We start from the raw sequence: 22,106 nt of genomic DNA, 5'->3' as shown, positions 1-22,106 counted from the left end.
GACGGGTCTCATTTTTCGACCACCGCTTCCATCATGTCCTTGGCGATCGGTCCTGCGACCGTCGCTCCATAAGCTTCGTTGCCCGCGTTTCCGCCGTTCTCCACGACGACCGCTACTGCGATCTTCGGATCATCGGCTGGGGCGAATGATATGAACCACGCGTGCGGGGCCGCACCGGGTCCGTGCTGTGCGGTACCGGTCTTCGCGGCGACCTTCGTGCCGTTCATCTTGGCCACCGAGGCGGTTCCGTCCTCGACCACGCCTTCCATCATCGTGGTCAGCTGATCGGCGGTCTTACCCGAAACGGGCCGCGACATCTGCGCAGGGCGCATCTCTTTGATGGGTTCGAGGGTGTTCGCGTTCAGAACCCGGTCGACGAGCTGCGGCTTCATCATTTTGCCGCCGTTGGCGATTCCCGCCGTCATCATCGCCATCTGCATCGGCGTGGACCTGACCTCGTACTGCCCCAGTGAGGACTGAGCCAACTGGGGTGGGTTGAGGTCCTCCGGGAACGTGGACGCACTGACGTTGAGCGGAATCTCCATCTTCTGGCCGAATCCGAACTTCTCCGCCTGTTCCTTGATCGCATCCTCGCCCAGATCCATTCCGAGTGAGGCGAATGAGGTGTTGCAGGACTCTGCGAGCGAATCGGCCAGGGTCGGGCTTCCGCCGTTGCGGCAGGCACCAGGATGGGAGTTGCCGATCGTGGAGGTGGTCTGGGGCAGGTCGAGCTCAGCCGGACCGTTCAGTGTCGAATCCGGCTTGTAATCGCCTGATTCCAGCGCGGCCGCAGCCACGAGGACCTTGAACGTCGAGCCCGGTGGGTACAGGTTGCCGCCGATGGCGCGGTTATAGGCAGGCTTGTCCTCAGCGTTGTTGAGAGTCTCGAAGGCGGACTGCGCCGTCGAGGGGTCATGACTGGCGATGGGGTTGGGGTCCCAGCCAGGTGTCGAGGCCATGGCGAGGATCTTGCCGGTCTTCGGATCGAGTGCGACCGCTGCACCGTTCTGGTTGCCCAGTCCGTCCCAGGCTGCCTTCTGCACCTTCGGGTCGATGCTCAGCTCCACGGCCGCACCGCGGGGCTGCTCGCCTGTGACCAGGCTGCCGACCTTGTCGTAGAACAGAGCATCGGAGTCCCCGGAGAGGTACTCGCCGGAGGCACGCTCCATGCCTGAAGCTCCCGAGACGATGGAGTAGTACCCGGTCATGGAGGCGTAGGCACGGGGGTCGAGGCCCTCCGAGCCGTACTTGCGCTGGAACTTGTATTTGTCGTCGACTGGTTCGGAATAGGCGATCTTCTTGCCGTCGACGAGGATCGGACCCCGGTCGCGAGCCAGCTGGTCGAGGACCTTCCGGTTGTTGAGCGCATTGTTGTTCAGCGAGTCGGCGGTGACGAACTGAACCCAGCTGGTGGAGCTGAATAGGAGCGCGAACATGACGAACCCGACGATGCTGATGTGCTTCAGTGGCTTCTTCATCGTTCACCTCCGGTAGTGCCCAGATTCGTCGTTGGGTCCTCATCTGGCCGGTCTGTCTCGAGATCGGCGGCGCCGAGGTTGGTCGTCGGCGCATCGTCGCTGGTGGCGCGATCCGTGGCGAGACCGCCGGCCGCGTGCTCGCGTGCTCCCTCGACACGTCTCGTGTCGTTGCGATTCCCGGCCGCCCGCGCCGAGGCGGTGGCGTCGTCGGGATCCTCCGTGATCTTGAGGACACCGGTGTGGAACTCCTCCACCGGTCGCCTGGCATTGTCGGAGATGCGCAGGAGCAGCGCGATGATCATCCAGTTCGCAATCAGAGACGACCCGCCTTGAGCGAGGAACGGCGTGGTCAGACCCGTGAGCGGAATGAGGCGGGTGACGCCGCCGACGACGACGAAGACCTGCAGGGCGATCGTGAAGCTCAGGCCTGTGGCCAGCAGGGTGCCGAAACCGTCGCGCAGCTGCTGAGCGGTCTTGATGCCGCGCTGGAAGATGAACAGGTAGCAGAGCAGGATGACGAAGAGTCCCGCCATGCCCAGTTCTTCGCCGAGGCTGGCGTAGATGAAGTCGGATTCGGCATAGGGGACCATATTGGGTCGGCCCTCACCGAGTCCGGTTCCGGTCAGCCCGCCGTTGGACATGCCGAACAGACCTTGGACCAGCTGGTACGAACCACCAGGGGTTTTGTTGTACTCCTCGGCAGTGAGTGCATTGAGCCAACCGTCGACACGCTGCCCGACGTGGGAGAAGAGGAAGGTCGCTGCGACCGCGCCGGCAGCGAAGAAGCCGAGTCCGAGGATGATCCAGGAGACCTTGCTCGTCGCAACATAGAGCATGGCGACGAACAGGCCGAAGAACAGCAGCGAGGTGCCCAGGTCCCTCTCGAATACGAGGATGCCGACGCTGGCCACCCAAGCGATGATGATGGGACCGAAGTCACGCAGGCGCGGGAAGCGGATGCCGAGGATCTTCGGGCCGGCCAGAACCAACTGGTCCCGATAGGACACGAGGTAGCCGGCGAAGAAGATGGCCAGCAGGATCTTCGCGATCTCACCGGGCTGGAAGGACATCGGACCAACGCCGATCCAGATGCGCGCACCGTTGACCGTCTTGCCCAGGCCGGGAATCAGCGGGAGCATGAGGAAGATCAGCGCAGCGAACCCCGAGAGGAAGGTGTAGCGGCGCAGCCACCTGTGGTCACCCAAGAAGATGATGATGCCGACGGCCAGAGCGACGCCCAGGGTCATCCAGATCAGCTGGGTGACACCGCTGTTCTGGTATTCGTCGCGGCCCAGGTCGACCCGGTAGATCATCGCCAGGCCCAGTCCGTTGAGCAGGACCGCGATCGGGATGAGGACAGGGTCGGCGTACTTGGCCTTCCACCACACGACGATGTGGATGATGAGGCCGAGCGCGGCCAACCACGCCGCGTACTGGTAGACATTGGCGGGGATCGTGTCCTCGGTGCCGAGTCCCACGAGGGCATAGGCGCTCGTGGATACGGCGATTGCGAGGATGAGGAGGCCGAGTTCAGCCAAGCGATAAGGCCGTGGCCGCGCGCCTTGGTTGGGGTTCGCGGACATTACTGTGACTCCTCAGTGATGGCATCACTGGGATCGACCGCTTGGGAACTCGGTGGTGACGGTGCGGGATCGCTGGGGCTCGCGGCGTCTTCGGCGTTGCCCGAGACAGTGCCGGACTTGTCGGCTTCCTGACGCAGGTTCTCGATGATGCGATCGGCCTCGTCGCGGGAGTCAGCCTGGATGGAGCCGCGCAGACGATCCTGCGAAAAGCTGTTGAGGGTGCCGACCTCGATGTCGGTGGTGTCCTCGAGCTGGCTGAGTTCGATGGGTCCCAAGGTGGTGTCGAGCCCCCGGTAGAGGGTGACTTTCCCGTCGAGATTCGTCAGGTAGTAGTGGTTGTTCATGTAGTTGTAGGCGAAGAATCCGCCTACGGCGATCGCGAGGATGACGATGGCAGCGATGATCCAACCCAGGTAGGACCGCTTTTCGACCTCGTCGTCGTCAGCGTCGAGGTCATCCTCCTCGGTGGGTTCGTCCCTGTCGGACGTCTCCGTGTCGGTGCGCTGGGAAGGGGGGACCACCTCGGCGGTGGGCTCCTGCTTATCGGAGTCGGACACCGCCTGCAGGGGAACGGTGTCGGTGGGGGTGTCCCCGTGGCCGTAGTGGGGCTGTGTCTCCGTGGTGGCTTCGTCGACGTCGGGGTTCATGCCGATCGTGGCGTACTTCGGGTTGAGGTGGACGGAACCGACGGAGCTGCCGTGCACGGTGTCGACGGTGCCCTCGAGCACGTCGCCGATGACGACGGTGACGTTGTCGGCACCGCCCCCTGCCAGGGCCAGGTCGATGAGCTGACGGCAGCATTCGTCGGGATCGGAGACCTCGGCGAGGATGCGGGCGATGTCATCGATGTCCGCGAAGCCGGTCAGCCCGTCCGAACACAGCATCCAGCGGTCGCCGACGTGGGCTTCGCGCAGGGTGAGGTCGAGATCGGGGGAGGCTCCGACGTCGCCGAGGACCTTCATGACGACCGATCGCTGCGGGTGGGTCTCCGCCTCGTCAGCGGTGATGCGGCCTTCGTCGACGAGCATCTGGACGAAGGTGTGGTCGTGGGTGACGGTCTGAAGTTCCCCGTCGCGCAGCACGTAGCCGCGGGAGTCGCCGATGTGGGCGAGTGCGAACCGGTTGCCCGGTGCCCTCAGCAGAGCGGTGACCGTGGTGCCCATGCCGGCGAGCTCGGGCTGTTCGGCGACACCGCGGCAGATGCGGTCATTGGCCTCGAGGATCGAGGTGCGCAGGATCTCCAGAGCGTCTTCGCCGCTGGGTTCGCGATCGAGGTCGGCGAGGCGGGAGACGGTGATCGCCGAGGCGACGTCTCCGCCTGCGTGACCGCCCATTCCGTCAGCGATGAGTAAGAAGTTCGGACCCGCATAGCCGGAATCCTGGTTGTTCTTACGCACCAGCCCGGTGTGAGACCGGGCTGCTGAACGGAGGGTGATCGTACCGTCGGTCGTCACGATTGGGTCTCCAGCGTCGTATGGCCGATGGTGATCTGGGTGCCGATCCGCAGACTGATGGGCGAATGCATAGGCGAGCCGTCGACGATCGTCCCGTTCGTCGAGCCCAGGTCCTCAAGGACCCAGGAGCCGTTGGCGGCCACGATTCGCGCATGATGGCTGGAGGCGAAATCGTCATTGATGACGATCGAGTTGTCCGGTGCACGCCCGAAGGTCACCGGCGCCCCGGAGAGAGTGATCAAGGTCCCGGTCAAGGGCCCACCGGTGACGCGGACAGATCCCGGATGCGCGTGAGACCTCGCGGGAGCAGGCGTCGGCGCGGGGGCCGGTGCTGGTCTGCTCGGTGCCGGACTCGGAGCTGCGTTACGGGAGGCCCTGCCACCTCGGCGAGACTTCCTGGGGGCCTTTTTGGCACCGAAGATGTCGCGCCTGAGGACACCGGCCACTCCGAGGACGAAGAGCCAGAGGATGATGAAGAAGGCGAACCGGAAGACGGTGACGGTGAATTCGCTCACTGGGCGTCCTGTTCGATCTCGTGGTAGCGCACCTCTGCATCTCCGGCCATGAGGACATCACCGTCGGAGAGGTTCGCCGAGGTGAGCTTGCGGCCGCGCAGAAGTGTTCCGTTGGTCGATCCGAGGTCGTTGGCGACCGCGTGATCGCGCTCGACGGTGATCTCGAAGTGTCGGCGGGAGACGCCGGGGTCGTCGATGACGTAGTCGGAGCTGGATGAGGACCGTCCGAAGACGTTCGTGCCCTGGTGCAGTGCGTAGTCCTGGCCGTGGATGGTCACGCTCGCATCGATCGTGCGCGACCTGGACGGTGCGGCCTGGCGCACTGGCGCTGGTGTGGGCTCCGGGGTGCGCCTGGGCGGGACCGGACGGGAACCGGAGTTGGCCTGTCCTTCACCCACGATGTTGTGTGAGCGGGACACGGGGTCGTAGCCGCCGCGGTTGGCCGGTTGGGCTGCGGGCGATCCGTCGGGACGCTGGGTGCTTGAGACGACACGGTACATTCCGGTGTCGAGGTCTTCTGCTTCGACGAATTCGACGGAGACGGGACCGACGAAGCTGTAGGCCTGCTCGACCGCGTGATCACCGATCACCTGTCGCAGGTCCGAGCGGAGTTCGTTCTCGAGGCCCGAGAGCCGGTCGAAGTCTGTGGGTGAGAGCTCAATGCTGTAGTGGTTGGCGGTCAGTGTCCGTCCGCGCGAGACGACTGCGGCCTTGTTATCGGCCTCGCGTCGCAGTGAGCCGGCCAGTTCGACCGGTTCCACCTGTGAGCGGAACGCTTTGGCGAAGGCGCCGTTGACGACATTCTCCAATCCCTTCTCGAAACGATCGAGAATCCCCATGGCACCTCCTCATCCAGGTGTCGTGCGCGTGACGAACGTTTCGCCACCAGCCCGGACTGTGCGTCCGAGCGAGTCTGTCTAGGTGAGTCCACGCTCGGAAAAGGACACCGAGATGGAGACACCAACACCCAATCCTAACGCGGTGAAGCTCTCAACTCACGTCACTGGGTATTTCGGGGCCGAGGTCTGCTCAGATTCCCGGCGGTCGTCCAGCTTAGGGGTTGTCGCTGAGTACTCCTTGAGCCTCTGACGAGCGCCGATGTCATGGGAGATGAGGCGTGCGTCACCTCAGACGCGAGACCGACGGGCAGTGAATGTGAACGTCGACACGTTTCGGGCGTTTCCGCTGTCCTCGGTTTCATTCTTCGGGTCCGCGATGCTAGAGTTTTCTCTTGTTCGCGCGAGTGGCGGAATTGGTAGACGCGCTGGCTTCAGGTGCCAGTGATCGCAAGGTCGTGGGGGTTCAAGTCCCCCCTCGCGCACAGTGAACAACAGCCCTTCACCGGGACCCTTCGGGGCCGAGGTGGAGGGCTGTTTCGTGTGTGGAAACGTTTGGAGGCCTGGGCCTCAGCTCCCCGAGCCTCGGGTCAGCTTCCCGAGCGTCGGGACAGTTCCTCGACGTTGATTCCGCGCAGACGGCAGAATTCGCCGAGGCGGCCCCGTGTGAGCAGGTCTGTGCGGGTGAGGTCTTCTGCCGTCTCGGCTCCGAGCAGGGCGAATAGCGCCCTGGTCTGAGACTGCCACGTGTTCACCACGTCAACGAGACGGTCCGCGCCTCCATCGAGCACGGCCTGCAGGAACGTGCCGGCAACCCCGACGGCCCGCGCACCGCAGGCAAGGGCCTTGACGACGTCATAGGGGTTGCGCACCCCGCCGGAGGCGAGGAGCACGGGCCCCTGGACGGGGGAATCGAGCAGGCAGGCCAGGGCGGATTGGCCGAATCCGGTGAGCATCGAGAAGTCCTCGGCGCCGGCGCGGTCGTTCTCGATACGGAGGAAGTCCGTGCCGCCGGCACCGCTGACATCGGCGAAGCGCACGTCGATCGAGGCCAGCAGCTCCAGCGTGCGACGGCTGAGCCCGAATCCGACCTCCTTGACGATGACCGGCACGGGGCAGGATGCGACGATCTGTTCGAGCCCGTGTGCCCATTCGGAGAAGTCGCGGGTGCCCTCGGACATCGCGGTCTCCTGCACCGGGTTGATATGGATCTGAAGGGCGTCGGCCTGCAGCAGGTCGACGGCACGGCGGGCATCCTCGGCGCTGCGACCAGCACCGAGGTTGGCCATGACGAAGCCGTTCGGGTTCTCCTCGCGGATGATCGTGAAGCCCTTCGCCGCGTCCGAATCGTCGAGAGCCACGCTCATCGAACCGCAGGCCATCGGCAGCCCGGTCTCGGCGGCCGCGATCGCAAGGTTGCGGTTGATCGCCGCCGTCGTGTCGGTGCCTCCGGTCATGCCATTGACATAGAAGGGCGTCGGCCAGGTCCACTCGCCGAGGCGGACGCTGAGGTCGACCCGTTCCGGGTTCGTACCGCCGAGGGCATGGTGGATGAACTCGAGATCGTCGAAATCGGTGCGCCGCGGCGCTTCGGACTGCTGCTCGGAGGCCAGCCGGACGTGATCGTCCTTGCGTGTCGCGCGGGCGGAACGGGCCTGGGGGCTCTCAGAAGTCATCGATGCTGCCTTCGGGTCGGTGCGGGGTCAGGCTGAGCCGGCGGATGCCGTGGCGCTCCCACTCGCGGAGGATGTCGATCGTGGGCAGTTCGGCGTCGGAGAGGGCGATGCCGCAGTCTCCTCCGCCGGCGCCTGAGGGTTTGGCCGCGGCACCGTAGGTTTCGGCGATATCGCACAGCGCGGCCAGCTGTTCGGTCTCGATCTGGCTGCCGGAGGACTCGCCGAGTCGCTGCAGCAGTCGGCGTGCCTGTCTGATGCGGTCGAGGGCGCCGATCGCATCATCGTCATCGAAGGCGGCGACGAGTGCATTGACCCCGAGCCGGCTCTCGTCGGTGAACGACTCGAAGGGGCGCGCCTTCTCCCTGCCCGGGGTGTGCACGCGTTTGACGAGATGGTCTGTCGAGGCCGGGGAACCGGTCCAGCCGACAAGCAGATGCAGGGATTCGGGTGGGCTGATGCGGGTGACCCCTGACCCAAGCCATTCGCTGCAGTGCAGCGCCGAGGCGACTCCGTGGACTTCGCGGTGGAGATTCAGGGCCGTGCGGTCGGGTGAGGAGTAGCGGATCCAGCCTCCGAAGGCGCTCGCCGCGAGATCCCCGCCCGAGGCGTTGGGAGAGATGGCGATCGTGGCCAGAAGAGCGAGCTTATAGCGTTCGGTCCGAGTCAGGCCCAATGTGTAGAACTCGTCGAGGGCGGCGATCGTGGCAGTCGTGACCGCGGCCGAAGAGCCGAGACCGAATTTCCGTCCGCTGGCATCGTCGAGCTCGCTGGAGATGTCGAGGTCGAAGTACCGTGGCGGTGTCCCCATCTCTGCCCGGAGCTCTTCGACGACCGAGATCGCAGCGAGCACATAGTCTGAGGGCCGGTGGTCGAGCACGATGCTCTGACTGTCTGCCTCGCGGAACCAGACCAGCGGGGTCTGACCGTATTCGCTGGAGTGGATGCGGCCGGCATCTCGGCTTTCGGTGAGCCGGACGGTGATATACCGATCCACGGCGACGAGCACGGCCGGTTGGCCGGGTTCGACGACGGCGTATTCGCCTGCGACGAAGAGCTTGCCTGGTGCACGAGTCTCGATCATGAGATCCCCTCTGTCGCTGCGGGCACTTCGGAACCCTCGGGCAGCAGATGAGCTCCGGGGCCGGGGCCGACGATTCGGATCTCACCGAGCCCGTCGAGGGCCTCTGCCACGGCCTCGGCGTTCTCGGGTCGTACGAGGACGACGACATTGGGCCCAGCATCTGCTGTGGAGTAGGCCTCAAGTCCGTTCTCGCGCAATTTCTCGACCGCGTCGAAGATGGCCACGCTCTGAGGCCGGAGGAACCGGATGGGCGGAGTCGTCGATTGGATGAGAGCATGCATTCTCAGCGCGTGCGACTCCGTGATCTCACCGATTCTCGTGAAATCGCCTTCTCGACAGGCCTCGATCATTGCCGCCAGGCTGTCTTCGGTCGAACTCACCCAAGCATCGTAGAAGGGAGAGGTGGCGGCGGTCAGGCGCATGGCTGCCCGACTCGACACCGGTTTTCGACCCCGGTCAACGGTGACGACCACCATCCGCATATCCGGAGCGTCGACGGGCTCGGCGTACGAAGCCTGATCATCACCCGCGTGCCACACGGCCACCCCGGGCACGACGGAGCGGCAGGCCGAGCCCGAGCCGAGCCGGGCGAGCCGGCTGAGAGCGCGGGTGTCGAGGTCGAGCTCGAAGGCAGCAGCGGCCGCAGTCGCAAGGGCGGCGAACCCGGATGCAGATGAAGCGAGGCCAGCTCCCGTGGGCACAGAGTTGCGCGAGCGAACGATCACCGGCTGCTCGGAGCCTGCGAGGGAACGGACGTGGTCGAGAAACGCGGTAGTGCGTCGTGTCTGCTCCTCGTCGGCGGGTTGGCCGTCGAGTTCCAAGCTGTCGGCATCCTCGTCAGGATTCGGCACGACCGTGGTCGTCGTTTCGAAGGCGTCGAGCGTCATCGACAGGCTGCCCGCCGCCGGGAGAATGCGGGACTCGTCGCGCTTGCCCCAGTATTTGATGAGGGCGATGTTCGGATAGGCGCGGGCGGTTGTGGTTCTCATGTCGTGGATACCTCCGTTGTCCAGGTGCGCGGTGCTCCGGCGGTGCGAAGCGCGAGCGCCAAGCGTTCGGCCTGTTCGTCCGAGTCGGCGAGACCGAGGACGCAGCCACCAAGGCCGCCTCCGGTGAGTTTGGCGCCGTGCGCTCCGGCTCCAAGGGCCGCCTCGACGAGCGCATCGAGGGCCGGGCTGCTGACTCCGATACCTGACAGCAACCTGTGTGCGTCGAGCATTCGCGACCCCAGCGTGGCGAGGTCGCCGGACCGAACGTCATCGACCGCGTGCTCCGTGAGTTCCGAGAGGTGGGAGATCGCGGTCTCAACGATCTTCGGCTGTGCGGCGCGAAGTTCGCGAACCGCGGTGACCGCCTCGGCGGTGGAGCCTTGCTGGCCGGAGTCTGCGACCACGAAGATCAGTCGCCTGCCGACGTCGATCCCTGTGGCCCGACCGCTTTGGAACCTGATGGGAACCTGAGTTGCGACGGCCCATGCGTCGATTCCGCTGGGGCGACCGTGCGCAACAGATTCCGCTCTCGCCACGACGGCGTGGAGAGCGTCACGGTCGAGGACCTTCCCACGGAGATCAGCCACTGCCCGTGCGATCGCGGTGGCAACTGCGGCGCTCGATCCGAGGCCGCGACTGTGGGGAATCGCACTGCGAATGCCGACCTGGACCTCGGCGGTCTCATCACCTGTGGCCTCGAGGGCCGCGCACAGTCCGGCGACCACTGGCCCCATCTGAGGTGGTGCTGCTTGGGCAGTGCCGGAGAACAGTTGGCTGTCGATGCGCGTCTCCCGTCCTGGGGTGAGGCGGATGTCGGCCTGTGCCCCGAGTCCGTGAAGAGGGACGGCGAGTGCAGGGGCTCCGTAGACCACGGCGTGTTCGCCGAAGAGTATCGCCTTCGCATGGGCGCAGCCCTGTGCGGGATTTCCCGGCCCAGCGCCTCGCGTATTGGCAGTGGCGCTCGGTTCGGTTGGAGAGGAATTGTGCATGCGGCGCGAAGTCAGTGGGTGTCGTCGCGGACGAGGCTGATCGCTGATGGCCTCATGCTAGGGGCATGGTTCTGTGTTTCGGTCATGGTGGTTCCATCCTATGCCGTAATCCGGTTCTGCTGCCGGGCGAGGGCACGGAGACGAGACCGGCGACGGAATCCGCCTATGCCTGTCCGAGCAGACTGCTGAGCACCAGCCCGATCAGCAAGGGGGCCGACAGATAGGTGCTTTGCTCGCTGACCAGGGTGGGGCTGTCGGTGAAGTGAGATGTCGCCCTGAGTCCTGGGAACACAATCTGCCGAGGTCAATCCTGACAGCGATCGCCAGCACAGCCGTCGGCCTCGTGCTCGCCGGTGAGTACAGACACTGGTGCGGCGCAGCAGGCATCCCCGCGCCACGCCTCGATGCCCTCTCTGATGGCGAAGACGGCGATCACGAGAGCAGCGAGGGAGTCCGCCCATGCCCACCCGAGGATGCTGTTGAGCAGCAATCCTGCGAGCAGAGCGGCAGAGAGATACGTGCAGATCAGGGTCTGTTTGGAATCTGCGATCGCCGAGGCGGACCCGAGTTCGCGACCTGTGCGACGTTCGAACCAGCTGAGGAACGGCATGACGAGAAGGCTCAGCGCGGCGATGACGATGCCGACGGTGGAATGCTCTGGATCTCGCCAACCAGTCAGGGAGGCGATCGCATCGACGCTGACGTAGATTGCCAGGGCGAAGAAGGATACCGCGATCACGCGCAGGGCCGTCTTCTCCCTCCGCTCGGGGTCGGGCGCTGCGAATTGCCATGCCACGGCTGCCGCAGAGAGGACTTCGACGATCGAGTCGAGCCCGAACCCGATGAGAGCCGCCGACGAGGCTGCCCCACCTGCGATGAGAGCCACAACGGCCTCGATGACATTCCACGTGATGGTGATGGCCACGACGATCCTGATGCGTCGACGCAGAACCTGTCCGCGCGGTGGAGCTGTGGGAACGGCCGTGTTGCTCATGCCTTGGCCCCACTGACACGGTCGTCGGCAGGTTCGCGATCGCAGCAGCCGGGCACGGTGCAGGAGGGGTTGAGGCAGGGGGCGCTCTCGTCGACTGCGAGAGTGACGTCGAGCAGACTGTTGAGGGCCGAACTGATGTGGGGATCCGCGATCTCGTATCTGGTCTGTCGCCCCTGCGCCTCGGCCACAACTATTCCGCATCCGCGCAGGCAGGCGAGATGATTTGAGACGTTCGTCCTGGTCAGATCCAGATCGCGCGCGAGCTGCGCAGGATATCCGGGAGTGTCCAACAGTGAGAGCAGGATTCGCGAGCGGGTTGAATCGGCCATGGCTCGACCCAGACGGTTCATCACGTCGACGCGAGAAGCAATGGTCAGCATATACTGACCATACAGTATGCGCTGACCTATACCGACAGGGCTGCACATATGTGTCGGCTGTGTCGGCCTGCCGGATCACCTTCCTGATCGAGCCTCGAGTGACCGGGCCTCACGTGACCGGGTCACCTTCCTGATCTGGGCTCGAGTGACCGGGTCTCGAGATAGGCGCGTTCGGCGGGGTCGGTGGTCAGCTCGATGGCGCGGCGATAGGCCCGCTGGGCCTCCTCATGAGCGGCCGCGTTTCGGTCGCTCATCATTGAGACGACCGAGATCGCGCCGATTCGACACGTACGTGAAGATTATCGCGAGAATTGCGGCATGACAACGGATTTCACCGGCTTCGGACAGCGCAGAACACGACATTTCCGGGCCAGATCTCACTCTGTCCTGCACAGGCAGTAGTTTGGTTCCATGACCTCACCCGATTCCGCCCCCGCTGCGTGGTGTGTGATCGGCCGTGCGCCCGATCGCGCTCTTGGCGGCGTTCGGGGCATGGGTTCGATGATCGCCGTCGTCGACCTCGACGATGCCAGGCAGCGGATCGGCAGCCACCACCTCGGCGCGGATGAGCTGCCGGAATTCGTGCGAAGCCGAGAAGCACAGAGCCGGCCGCGGTGGGTCTTCAGCGACACTCCGAATTGGTACCCCGCCCTGTTGGCCGCCGGGGTGGAGATCGAACGCTGCTATGACCTGCGGCTGACCCACGCGATACTCATGCGCTCGGAACTCGTCACGGATCACGGTGCCGTCGTGGCTGCGCAGGAGTGGGACGCGGGCCCCGTGAGTGCACCGACCGCGCCCGAGGCGGAGGCGCTCTTCGAAGTCACCGAACGACGCAGCCACATCAAGACGGTCCCGCACGACATCGAGTCTGCGCTCGCCGAATTCTCCCGTCAGTCCACCGCCTTGCAGACTGCCTCCGATCCCGGCCGGCTGCGTCTGCTGCTCGCCGCGGAGTCCGCCGGTGGGCTCGTGGCCGCGGAAATGCAGGCGGCCGGGGTGCCCTGGGACGTCGCCGAACACGACCGGATCCTCGCTGAGGAACTGGGTCCCCGACCGGCGCGGGATGCGAAGCCCGCGAAGATGCTCGCCGTCGCCGAGGAGGTCCGGGCCGCCCTCGACGACCCGCGGGCCAATCTCGACTCCCACGTCAAACTCCTCCACTCCCTGCATGCCGCCGGAATCAATGTCGCCTCGACGTCGAAATGGGAGCTCGAGCAGAGCGAACACCCCGCCATCGCGCCCTTGCTGCAGTACAAGAAGCAGTCACGTCTGCTGACTGCCAACGGTTGGCATTGGCTCGACGAATGGGTCTCCGAGGGCCGGTACCGTCCCGTCTACGTGCCCGGAGGAGTCGTCACCGGTCGCTGGGCAGCCAGCGGCGGCGGTGCTCTCCAGATTCCTCGTCAGCTGCGACCGGCCCTGCGCGCGGACCCCGGCTGGCGGCTGATCTCGGCCGATGTCGCCCAGCTGGAGCCACGGGCGCTCGCCGCCATGTCCGGGGACGCAGCAATGGCCGAGGCCGGTCGTGGTCGTGACCTGTACTCCGGCCTCGTCGACGAAGGAATCGTCGGCACCCGACAGGAGGCGAAGATCGCCGTGCTCGGCGCCATGTACGGTGCCACGACCGGTGACAGCGGCAGACTCGTGCCCCGCCTGCGCACGAGCTTTCCCGCCGCCATGGGCTTGGTCGATTCCGCCGCCGAGGAGGGTTCACGTGGAGGGGTCGTGTCCACGTGGTTGGGCAGGACGTCACCGGTGCCCGGCGTTGGATGGCGCCGAGTCCAGTCGGCGGCGAACCAGTTCGACGCCACCTCACAGGACGAGAACCGGGCCCGGCGCGCCGCCGGTGACCAGGGACGCTTCACCCGCAACTTCGTCGTCCAGGGAACCGCCGCTGAATGGGCACTGGCCTGGCTGGCCGACCTGAGACTGCGGCTGTCACGGCTGCCGACCGTCGATGACCGCAGCCCTGGAACTGCCTCGGGACCGGTGTTCTCACGACGGGCTCACCTGGTGTTCTTCCTCCATGATGAGGTCATCGTGCATGCCCCGGCCCAGCAGGCCGAAGCCGCTGCCGAGGCGATAAGGGAAGCGGCCGCCTCGGCGGGGAAGCTCCTGTTCGGCAATGCACCGGTCGACTTTCCTCTCGATCTCACGATCTCCGAGCGGGCCGCCAAGGGCTAGGGGTTGGCGAAGGGGCGCAGGCCGATACAGAAGGTGCGTCTGTTGCAGAGATCACGGAAGAGCCCGGAATAAGCGACAGATAAGTGGTGCTGCATGTAGGGTATCGGCGGTCCCGTCACGGAGCCGCCAGAACATTCGGAGTCGTCACAGCACAGAGGAGTTTCCATGACCTTCACCGTCAAGGCACTGCAGAAGACAGGCCCCGACCAGCCGTTCCAGGTCGCGAACATCGAACGCCGCGACCCCCGGGCCGATGACGTGGTCATCGATATCAAGGCCGCCGGAATCTGCCACAGCGACATCCACACCATCCGCAACGAATGGGGCGAGGCGCACTTCCCCCTGACCGTCGGCCACGAGATCGCCGGCGTCGTCGAGGCCGTCGGCTCCGATGTCACCGACTGGAAGGTCGGCGATCGCGTAGGCGTGGGCTGCATGGTCAACTCGTGCGGAGAGTGTGAGGAATGCCGGGCAGGGCAGGAGCAGAACTGCCTCAACGGCCAGGTCGGGACCTACAACTCCACCGACGTCGACGACACCATCACCCAGGGCGGCTACGCCGAGAAGGTCGTCGTCAACGAGCGCTTCGTCTGCCGTATCCCCGACGCTCTCGACTTCGACGTCGCGGCCCCGCTGCTCTGCGCCGGCATCACCACCTATGCGCCGCTCAACCGCTGGGGCGCAGGTGAGAGCAAGGACGGAGCACCGAAGAAGGTCGCCATTCTGGGACTCGGCGGACTCGGCCACATGGGCGTCCAGATCGCCGTCGCCATGGGCGCGGACGTCACCGTCCTCTCCCGCACCCTGAATAAGGAGAAGGCGGCGCTCGAGCTCGGCGCGAAGCAGATGCTCGCGACGACAGAGGAAGACTTCTTCAGCAGGCATCGCGGAGAATTCGACCTCATCCTCAATACGATCAGCGCGGACATTCCCGTCGACAAGTACCTGAGTCTGCTCAAGGCCCGAGGAGTCATGACCGTCGTCGGAATGCCTCCGGAGAAGCAGCAGCTGTCCTTCGCCTCCGTGATCGGCGGCGCCAAGGTGCTGGCCGGATCGATGATCGGCGGCATCGCCGAGACCCAGGAGATGCTCGACTTCTGCGCGAAGCACGACATCGCGGCAAAGATCGAGACCGTGAGCATCGACGAGGCGGACGCGACCTATGACCGCGTCGTCGTCGGCGACGTCTACTTCCGTGCCGTCATCGACACCGCCACATTCGAGGGCGCCGAGGTGACCGCGCTCGCCTGATTGGTGAGATCAAGGGGCCGTTTCGCTGATTGTTCAGCGAGGCGGCCCCTTTTCTGTGCTCGAGAGTCGGGAGTGGGGAGCCTATTCGCTTCATAGCTCTGTGGCCGCGACCGCGATGAGCACGAACGCGGCGAGGATGATTGCCAAGCGGACGTAATGCAGTCTGTCCCAGCGCTGGAACTGCTCACGCCAGTTCTCGGGATGGTCGTCCGCTGTCCACGTCAGTGAGCGGTTGTTGATCGGGACCAGCAACAGGACCGACATGATCACGCTGACGGCGAGTAGCCCCGCGGAAATGAGCGCCAGGGTGGTGATGAGCGTGCCCCAGGCGATGACGGCCAGACCGACAGTGAAGACGAGCGAGCCGATGTACCAGAAGGGCATCGCGCGTCCGAGCATGCGTCCACCGTCAGCGCGAGCAGCCAATGAAGCTCCTGCGGGCAGGCGAAGAATGACCGGGTTGATGACGAAGGCGACCGCGATTTCGACTCCCACCATGAGGCCGAGAACTGTCGTGGTGATGACGGCGAGAACGGGAATCATCGATGATCTTCTCTCTTCTAGCGTTGCTAGAATATCTAGCAGTGCTAGAGTATGCCCTAGAACAGCGAAGCACAAGAGGGGCTCATGGCAGATCAGTCGATCCGGCAGTCGCAGACTTACAAGCAGTCGCCGACTTACCTGCAGTCGCCGGCGAAACAGCGCACGCGCACCGAAGAGAGGCGCCTGAACATTCTCGCGGCAGCTCGAGAACGCGCCGACAGGGACGGATGGGCGGCGGTGACGACCCGTCACCTCGCAGAGGCCATCGGCTATTCCCAACCGGTGCTCTACGGCCATTTTCCCGGCGGCAAGTCGGAGATCATGCGGACGGTTGCGCTCGACGGCTTCGTCGAGCTCACGGATCGATGCCGATCGGTCGTCGCCGGCAAAGCAGAGAAGCAGTCGATCGCGGCCGTGGCGCACTCCTACCTCGACTTCGCCGATGAGCACCCGGCGGTCTATGAGGCGATGTTCAGACAGCCGATCGAAGCCCGCTTTGCGGAAGAGGGAAACGAAGAGGAGCTTCGCGACGCCTTCGACGCCCTGGCCGTCGTCATCGGCGATCCCATCAGCACGGAGGTGTTCTGGGGCGCACTGCACGGAATCGGCCTGCTCGAGCGAGCCGGTCGCATGCGCTTCGAGGAGCGGGAGAAGAGGATCGACGAACTCAGTGCCCGATTCGTCGGCTGAACGGCCTGGGCCTGGGCTGCGGGATACCGCAATCCGGGCGCTGTCGTCAGGGATCGGCGGTAGTCTGAGCCGCATGACGAGTCGGCAGAGGCAGATGGGCGATATGCCCCTGGTGCTGTTGATCCTCTACACCGTCTTCATCGGCTTCATGACGCTGACCCCCTATCAGCTCGACGTCAGCCCTGGGGGTCCGATCGGCAGGCTGCTCCAGTTCTTCGCCGATCATCAGGTGACGTCATGGCTGACCTATACGCTCGTCGAGAAGCTGGCCAATGTCGCCATGTTCGTCCCGTTCGGATTCCTGCTCGCTCTGCATATGGGGCGTCGGCGCTGGTGGGTCGGCGCGGCGGCGGGCGCGGCCTTCACGTGCCTGATCGAGGGGGCTCAGGTGACTCTGCTCTCGCCCACTCGCTACGGCACGATCAGCGATCTCGTCACGAACACGCTCGGTGCCGTGATCGGTGCCGTCCTTGCGCTGGTCCTCATGATCCTGCTGCCTCCTCGCGATGAACCGGAGGAGGTCGATCGCGTCGTGCGTTGAGGGACCCGCACCTCGGCGACCTCAGCTCTCGGGTGCGCCCTTCGTGTCCTCATTCTTGAGGGCGCCGATGCACAGATCGAGGGCCTCGCCGAGGTGGCGTTTGAGTTCCTCGTCGAGCGAGGAGACCATGAGTGCCGAGATCTTCTCGACCCGTTCGACGGCCTGGTCGAGGGTCCTCCCTCCCTCATCGGTCAGGGTCGTCGGCAGTGCCCTGCCGGTTTCGGCTTTCGTCGCCCGCGTCACGAGACCCCGGTCCTGCAGGCCTTTCAGCAGTGTATTCATCGTCTGCCGGGTGACGAAGGCCCCGCGGGCGAGTTCCGAGTTCGATGCTCCTGGAGCCCTGCGCAGCAGCTCGAGGCAAGCGTACTGCGGTGTTGAGATGCCCAGCGGCCGCAGCGCCCCGTCCATGCGCGAGCGCAACACCGACTGCAGGTGCTTGAGCTGATATCCGATCAGGGATTCGAGTGCATTTGGTGGCTGTGGCTCTTGGCTCATGTAAGTATTCTGACATACATTGTTTATGTCAGAATACTGACATATATTTCAGCAGCAAGAGATGGGAACGATCATGACTGTGACAGGACCGGATTTCCTCGCACTGCAGGTGCGAGACCTGGAGAAGTCGGCCGAATTCTACGAGGGGACGATCGGCCTGACACGGGCGCCTGCGGGGCCGCCCGGAGCGGTGGTCTTCGCGACCTCTCCGATACCGTTCGCCGTGCGTGAGCCGTTGCCCGACGTTGATCTCGACTCGATCGATCGTCCTGGAATCGGGGTTGCGCTGTGGTTCAACTGCGATGATGCGCAGGCTCTGCACGACCGCCTCGTCGAATCAGGGGTCGAGATCCTGCGCTCCCCGGCACCGAGTCCCTTCGGCCTGACGTTCACCTTCGTCGATCCCGAGGGCTACGCGGTGACCATGCACGACGCGAGCTGAGGCGAGTTGAGCCGAACCAAGCCGAAACGAGCTGAGCCGTTGGAATCTGAGCGGGTCGACCGTCGACGATCGACCACCTCGGCGAGGTGCCGGTCAGGGAAGCAGTTGCCCGCTCACCCCAGGGAATCGACGACCTTCGCGATCCGGCGCTCCCGCGTGGCCTCGGCCTTGGCCGATTCGACCTGACGCACATGCTCCTTGCGCTTCGAAGGGGCCAACCCATCGAAGACCTCACGGACGCCGGCACTGTCGAGCGCCTCGGCGAGGTCATCGGGAACCGGGGTCTCGCGTGACGAGGTGTCGTGGGTCAGTGTGACCTCGTGGGTCTCGCCGCCGGACACACCCGCCGCCTCACGATGTTCCTTGGCCAACGGGAGGAGGAGCTTTCCGCCCATCACCGCGGTCGTGGAGGGATAGGAGTGCTCGGCGATCGTGACGATGACCGGGACTCGTTTTCCGACTCCGAAGCCGAGCACGATGTCCTCGGGCACCTCGATGCCGACATTATTGCCCAGCTGCAGGAGAGTCGTTGTGAAGGTGACCATGGCCGAATCCTACGCCCAGGCGGGCGCGTGCTCTAGTAGTCGTTGCGGTCGGCGCGGGCCCCGTCTGCGTCGACGTTGATGTTCGCGGCGCGGCCCTGTGCGTCCGCGTCGTGGTCATGTTCGACCGTGGCGTGGTCCGCATCGGTCTCGGCACGATCGGCCTCGGTCTCGTCCTCATCGTCATAGTCCTCGTCGGCCTGTGAGAACGTCGGGATCCAGCAGGAGACTTGTGCGGCGTAGTCGTCGTACTCGGCGCCGAAGCGCTCATGCAGGTCGGCTTCCTCGTGCGGGCGGATCAGCCAGTTCCACAGCAGCGAACCGGCGATGGCGTAGGCGATGACCATCCATGAACCGATGAAGAGCCCGATCGCCACACCCTGGACGATGCCGGCGATGGCCATGGGATTGCGAACGAAGGCGTAAGGTCCCCTCTTGACGAAATGGTGGGCCATCGCGGCGGGCAGGGGGGTACCGGAACCGAAGTTCGCGATCGCCCGTGCAGACCACACGCCGAGGACGGTGCCGAAGGCGAGAAGGGCGAAACCGGCGACGATCACGAGAATAGGGAACTTCACGGTCAGGTTCCAGCGTTCCTCGAACGAATTGATGATCCCCGGAATGACGATCAGGAACACGCCCCAGAAGACCATGATCTGGATCGTGGTTCTGATCAGGAGCTGAGACCTCACGCGTGTGTGAGAGCTGCGGAAGGCGAATGGGCCGGTGACGAGGCGTTCGGACGGGATCCTGCCGAGGATCATGAGTGTCCCGGCGAGGATGCTGCCCACTGCGGCTGCCACCATGAGGACGGCGCCCAGGCCCGCCTCGGTGGTGACGGTGGCATAGATGACCATGCAGAGGGCGACGAGGGTCGTCCAGGCAGTGGCCAACCAGACAGCCCAGCGGAGGTTGAGTGCCGCCAGAGCCGAGCCGATGACGAACAGCGGGATGTCGACGATGGCGACGAGCAGTGGGCTGAGACCACCCAGCGTGGACTCACGCAGCGCTGGAAGCATGATGGTGCCGAGCCACCACGCGGCGCCGGCGAGCGACTGGAGGGCGAAGTACATTCGGCCGTGGAAGATCCGCAGCGGCTTGTTCTGTGCGGTGGGTTTCTTGTGCCTGCTCGGCATCTTCATTGATCGGCTCATGCGAACGCCGTCCCTCGGAAGCACACGGTCGTGGGTCCGCCGACCCAGACCTCATCGTTTTCATGGGAGATCGAGACGACACCGGCTCGTCCGAGCGCGGTGCCCTGCGTGACGGTGTACTTCTCCGGCGCAAGGCCGGAAGCGATGAGCCACTGCGCGACTGAGGCATTGAGGCTGCCCGTCACGGGATCCTCGGCCACGCCTGCGCCGGGGACGAACGCTCGGATCTCAAACTCATGCTCGCTCTCATCCGGGTGGGAACCCAGGACGCCGAGCTTGGCGTCGGGAATCTGCGAGAAGTCAGGTTCGAGATCGAGGACCTGCTGCGCACTCGTCAGTCTCACTGCGGCCCAGCCTGGTCCGTTGTCGACCCACTGATGACCGAGGATCTCTGCGCGGTCGATGTGGAGGGCGGAGGCGATCTGCTCGACGAATCCTTCGTCGAGGTCACCGGTGCGGATCGGGTCGGGAGCGGCGAACGACAGGGTCTGGCCACCTCGGCGAAGGTTGACGAGTCCGGCACCGCACTCCTGGACCACGGTCCCCTCGCTGCGCGGGACGCCTCCTGCCTCCAGCCACGCGGCCGCCGAACCGAGTGTGGGGTGCCCGGCGAAGGGGAGTTCGCGGGCAGGTGTGAAGATTCGCAGACGGTAATCGGCGCGTGGGTCGCTGGGTGGGAGGACGAAGGTGGTCTCCGAGAGATTCGTCCAATTCGCGATCCGCGCCATGTCCTCGTCGGCCAGCCCCTCTGCGTCGAGGATCACGGCCACAGGGTTGCCGCGATAGGGCTCGCTGGAGAAGACATCGACCTGGGCGAATGCTCGATTATGAGGCAAGAGGGGGAACTCCTTCGTTGAAAGGGCGCTGTTTCTTGGGGGTGCGCACTTCCCATGGTAGTGGGGTGAAGCTCCAGGTGGGGGATCAGGCCCTGCTGCATCGGAGTGTCAGAACCGCTGTGGGCATCGCGTGTGGCAAGATAGCCTGCCGTTCTAACTGGGGTGGTGCTCGTATGTCGAGTTGTCGTCACCGGTTGAGGGCGGCAGCGATCCGGTCGGGGGACAGGGCCGCATCGATGGCCAGGTGGGCCGCGCCCAGTATGGCGGCATCGCCGGCTGCGCGCGAGGGGGCGATCGTCAGGTGTTCGGTCGACAAAGGGATGGAGCGCGCATAGACGACTTCGCGAACACCGGCCACGAGGTGCTCGGCCGCCTGCGCCATGGTCCCGCCGATGAGGATGAGGGAGGGGTTCATCAGGCTCACGCATGTGGTGAGCACCTCGCCGAGGTCGCGGCCGGCCTGACGGACGGCCTGTATCGCCTGCAGATCGCCGGCCTTGACCAGCCCCACGACGTCGGCCGGAGTCCCCGTCGCCAACCCCGACCGGGCGAGCTCGCGCGCAATCGCGCGCCCCGAGGCGACCGCTTCCAGGCACCCGCGATTGCCGCAGGCGCACGGAATGTCGGCCGCGCGAGGCAGGGCGACGTGGCCGATGTCGCCTGCGGCTCCGTGCGAGCCGCGGCGCAGTGAGCCGCCGGAGATGATGCCTGCTCCGATTCCCGTGGCGACCTTGACGAAGATGAGATCCGTGGTGTCGGGCCAGGCTGAGCTGCGCTCGCCGAGGGCCATGATGTTGACGTCGTTGTCGACGAGGACCGGGGCGGAGAACGTCTCCTTGAGGGCGCCGGGCAGATCGAACCGGTCCCAACCGGGCATGATCGGCGGATTGATCGGGCGACCCGACGAGAATTCGACCGGACCGGGCAGGCCGATGCCCACCCCGACGACATCCACGGCACTGCGATCAGCCTCGGCGAGCAGGCGCTGCGCCGAAGTGGTCAGCCACTCGATGGCGCTGACGGGGCCATCGGAGATCTCGCGTTCCTCGCCGATTTCCGCGAGGACGGTGCCGGTCAGATCCGTCACTGCCAGCCGAGCGTGTGAGGCGCCGAAGTCCGCGGCGACGACCACTCTGGCCCGAGGGTTGAAGGCGAACTGCGAGCTCGGCCGGCCGCCTGTCGACACGGCGTCGCTGACGGGGGTGATGAGCCCGAGGCCGAGCAGCTGGTCGATTCTCTGCGCGATGGTGGGACGTGAGAGGCCGGTCGACTTCGCCAGATCGGCCCGAGTCCGCGGCTGACCGTCGCGCAGGAGTTGGAAGAGCCCGCCGGCATGCGACAGGTCGGGGGCTTGCGAAACTGTCACCTGGCTCATCCCTTCAGTAAAGCACATTCGGTAAAGCGCATTGCCCAAAGGTGACGATTGATAACTTACTTTTAAAAAAGACTT

23 protein-coding genes and 1 tRNA gene are annotated in these 22,106 nt (G+C 65.1%); 6 read left to right on the top strand and 18 right to left on the bottom strand.

Annotated features, from left to right (window positions below; all coding sequences use genetic code 11):
* Positions 1-8 precede the first annotated feature (8 nt).
* The 5 genes from HU144_RS03525 to HU144_RS03505 are packed head-to-tail and all read right to left on the bottom strand — an operon-like array spanning position 9 to position 5,869.
* Entirely contained in the window at positions 9-1,478 is a 1,470-nt protein-coding gene (locus HU144_RS03525; RefSeq protein ID WP_235350167.1) for a peptidoglycan D,D-transpeptidase FtsI family protein, read from the bottom strand.
* Entirely contained in the window at positions 1,475-3,061 is a 1,587-nt protein-coding gene (locus HU144_RS03520; protein ID WP_235350166.1) for an FtsW/RodA/SpoVE family cell cycle protein, read from the bottom strand. Before HU144_RS03520 ends, HU144_RS03525 begins: the two co-directional genes overlap by 4 nt.
* Positions 3,061-4,515: a PP2C family protein-serine/threonine phosphatase gene (locus tag HU144_RS03515; RefSeq protein WP_235350165.1), complete on the bottom strand. Its 1,455-nt coding sequence runs from the start codon at positions 4,513-4,515 to the stop codon at positions 3,061-3,063. Before HU144_RS03515 ends, HU144_RS03520 begins: the two co-directional genes overlap by 1 nt.
* Entirely contained in the window at positions 4,512-5,030 is a 519-nt protein-coding gene (locus HU144_RS19355; RefSeq protein ID WP_235350164.1) for an FHA domain-containing protein FhaB/FipA, read from the bottom strand. The genes HU144_RS03515 and HU144_RS19355 overlap by 4 nt, the downstream gene beginning before the upstream one ends.
* Positions 5,027-5,869 (bottom strand): FhaA domain-containing protein, encoded by an 843-nt coding sequence (locus HU144_RS03505; protein ID WP_204235377.1) that lies wholly within the window; start codon positions 5,867-5,869, stop codon positions 5,027-5,029. The genes HU144_RS19355 and HU144_RS03505 overlap by 4 nt, the downstream gene beginning before the upstream one ends.
* 398 nt (positions 5,870-6,267) lie before the next feature.
* On the opposite strand from HU144_RS03505, the gene HU144_RS03500 reads away from it, so the two are divergent.
* A tRNA-Leu gene (locus HU144_RS03500) sits at positions 6,268-6,351 on the top strand.
* A 105-nt stretch (positions 6,352-6,456) separates the two neighbouring features.
* Here HU144_RS03500 and fni read toward each other — a convergent pair.
* The 7 genes from fni to HU144_RS19110 form a co-directional block, all read right to left on the bottom strand.
* Positions 6,457-7,542, bottom strand: coding sequence for a type 2 isopentenyl-diphosphate Delta-isomerase (gene fni, locus HU144_RS03495; RefSeq protein WP_235350163.1), 1,086 nt, complete (start codon positions 7,540-7,542; stop codon positions 6,457-6,459).
* Complete coding sequence (locus tag HU144_RS03490) at positions 7,532-8,623, bottom strand: phosphomevalonate kinase (RefSeq protein WP_235350162.1); 1,092 nt, start codon at positions 8,621-8,623, stop codon at positions 7,532-7,534. The genes fni and HU144_RS03490 overlap by 11 nt, the downstream gene beginning before the upstream one ends.
* Positions 8,620-9,612 carry a diphosphomevalonate decarboxylase gene (gene mvaD, locus HU144_RS03485; protein ID WP_235350161.1) on the bottom strand — a complete coding sequence of 331 codons (993 nt, stop codon included), beginning with the start codon at positions 9,610-9,612 and terminating at the stop codon, positions 8,620-8,622. The genes HU144_RS03490 and mvaD overlap by 4 nt, the downstream gene beginning before the upstream one ends.
* Positions 9,609-10,601 carry a mevalonate kinase gene (mvk, locus tag HU144_RS03480; RefSeq protein ID WP_235350160.1) on the bottom strand — a complete coding sequence of 331 codons (993 nt, stop codon included), beginning with the start codon at positions 10,599-10,601 and terminating at the stop codon, positions 9,609-9,611. Before mvk ends, mvaD begins: the two co-directional genes overlap by 4 nt.
* A gap of 304 nt (positions 10,602-10,905) precedes the next feature.
* Complete coding sequence (locus tag HU144_RS03475; RefSeq protein ID WP_235350159.1) at positions 10,906-11,595, bottom strand: cation transporter; 690 nt, start codon at positions 11,593-11,595, stop codon at positions 10,906-10,908.
* Positions 11,592-11,975, bottom strand: a complete 384-nt coding sequence (gene cmtR / locus HU144_RS03470; protein WP_235350158.1) for a Cd(II)/Pb(II)-sensing metalloregulatory transcriptional regulator CmtR — start codon at positions 11,973-11,975, stop codon at positions 11,592-11,594. The genes HU144_RS03475 and cmtR overlap by 4 nt, the downstream gene beginning before the upstream one ends.
* Before the next feature lie 122 nt (positions 11,976-12,097).
* Positions 12,098-12,229 (bottom strand): hypothetical protein, encoded by a 132-nt coding sequence (locus tag HU144_RS19110; RefSeq protein ID WP_268825795.1) that lies wholly within the window; start codon positions 12,227-12,229, stop codon positions 12,098-12,100.
* A gap of 157 nt (positions 12,230-12,386) precedes the next feature.
* Between HU144_RS19110 and HU144_RS03465 the strand changes: the two genes are divergently transcribed.
* Positions 12,387-14,162: a bifunctional 3'-5' exonuclease/DNA polymerase gene (locus tag HU144_RS03465; RefSeq protein ID WP_235350157.1), complete on the top strand. Its 1,776-nt coding sequence runs from the start codon at positions 12,387-12,389 to the stop codon at positions 14,160-14,162.
* A gap of 165 nt (positions 14,163-14,327) precedes the next feature.
* A complete protein-coding gene (locus tag HU144_RS03460; RefSeq protein WP_235350156.1) occupies positions 14,328-15,413 on the top strand; it encodes an NAD(P)-dependent alcohol dehydrogenase in 1,086 nt (361 codons plus the stop codon).
* Positions 15,414-15,503: 90 nt separating this feature from the next.
* On the opposite strand, the gene HU144_RS03455 is transcribed toward HU144_RS03460, so the two are convergent.
* Positions 15,504-15,956, bottom strand: coding sequence for a DUF1772 domain-containing protein (locus tag HU144_RS03455; RefSeq protein WP_235350155.1), 453 nt, complete (start codon positions 15,954-15,956; stop codon positions 15,504-15,506).
* Between the two features lie 84 nt (positions 15,957-16,040).
* Here HU144_RS03455 and HU144_RS03450 point away from each other — a divergent pair, with 84 nt between their 5' ends.
* Both HU144_RS03450 and HU144_RS03445 read left to right on the top strand, forming a co-directional pair.
* Complete coding sequence (locus tag HU144_RS03450; RefSeq protein WP_235350154.1) at positions 16,041-16,646, top strand: TetR/AcrR family transcriptional regulator; 606 nt, start codon at positions 16,041-16,043, stop codon at positions 16,644-16,646.
* Between the two features lie 73 nt (positions 16,647-16,719).
* Positions 16,720-17,187, top strand: coding sequence for a VanZ family protein (locus HU144_RS03445; RefSeq protein ID WP_235350153.1), 468 nt, complete (start codon positions 16,720-16,722; stop codon positions 17,185-17,187).
* A 21-nt stretch (positions 17,188-17,208) separates the two neighbouring features.
* Here HU144_RS03445 and HU144_RS03440 read toward each other — a convergent pair whose 3' ends face one another.
* The gene (locus HU144_RS03440) at positions 17,209-17,682 is read right to left on the bottom strand and encodes a MarR family winged helix-turn-helix transcriptional regulator (protein ID WP_235350152.1); all 474 of its coding nucleotides are present in this window, start codon (positions 17,680-17,682) and stop codon (positions 17,209-17,211) included.
* Positions 17,683-17,755: 73 nt separating this feature from the next.
* On the opposite strand from HU144_RS03440, the gene HU144_RS03435 reads away from it, so the two are divergent.
* Positions 17,756-18,124 carry a VOC family protein gene (locus HU144_RS03435; protein WP_235350151.1) on the top strand — a complete coding sequence of 123 codons (369 nt, stop codon included), beginning with the start codon at positions 17,756-17,758 and terminating at the stop codon, positions 18,122-18,124.
* 113 nt (positions 18,125-18,237) lie between these two features.
* Here HU144_RS03435 and HU144_RS03430 read toward each other — a convergent pair whose 3' ends face one another.
* The 4 genes from HU144_RS03430 to HU144_RS03415 all read right to left on the bottom strand — a co-directional run bounded on the left by HU144_RS03430 (position 18,238) and on the right by HU144_RS03415 (position 22,031).
* A complete protein-coding gene (locus tag HU144_RS03430; protein ID WP_235350150.1) occupies positions 18,238-18,669 on the bottom strand; it encodes a YdeI/OmpD-associated family protein in 432 nt (143 codons plus the stop codon).
* Between the two features lie 32 nt (positions 18,670-18,701).
* On the bottom strand, positions 18,702-19,820 hold the full coding sequence (locus HU144_RS03425) for a methyltransferase family protein (protein WP_235350149.1): 1,119 nt from the start codon (positions 19,818-19,820) through the stop codon (positions 18,702-18,704).
* Positions 19,817-20,656 (bottom strand): PhzF family phenazine biosynthesis protein, encoded by an 840-nt coding sequence (locus HU144_RS03420; protein ID WP_235350148.1) that lies wholly within the window; start codon positions 20,654-20,656, stop codon positions 19,817-19,819. Before HU144_RS03420 ends, HU144_RS03425 begins: the two co-directional genes overlap by 4 nt.
* 187 nt (positions 20,657-20,843) lie before the next feature.
* A complete protein-coding gene (locus HU144_RS03415) occupies positions 20,844-22,031 on the bottom strand; it encodes an ROK family transcriptional regulator (protein ID WP_235350147.1) in 1,188 nt (395 codons plus the stop codon).
* Positions 22,032-22,106: the final 75 nt, after the last annotated feature.

The organism is Brevibacterium sp. UCMA 11752 (genome assembly GCF_021532235.1).
In the GTDB taxonomy this organism is placed as follows: Bacteria; Actinomycetota; Actinomycetes; order Actinomycetales; family Brevibacteriaceae; genus Brevibacterium; species Brevibacterium antiquum.
Note: the sequence above shows the minus strand (reverse complement) of the source record. Positions and strands in the feature narration are given on the sequence as shown.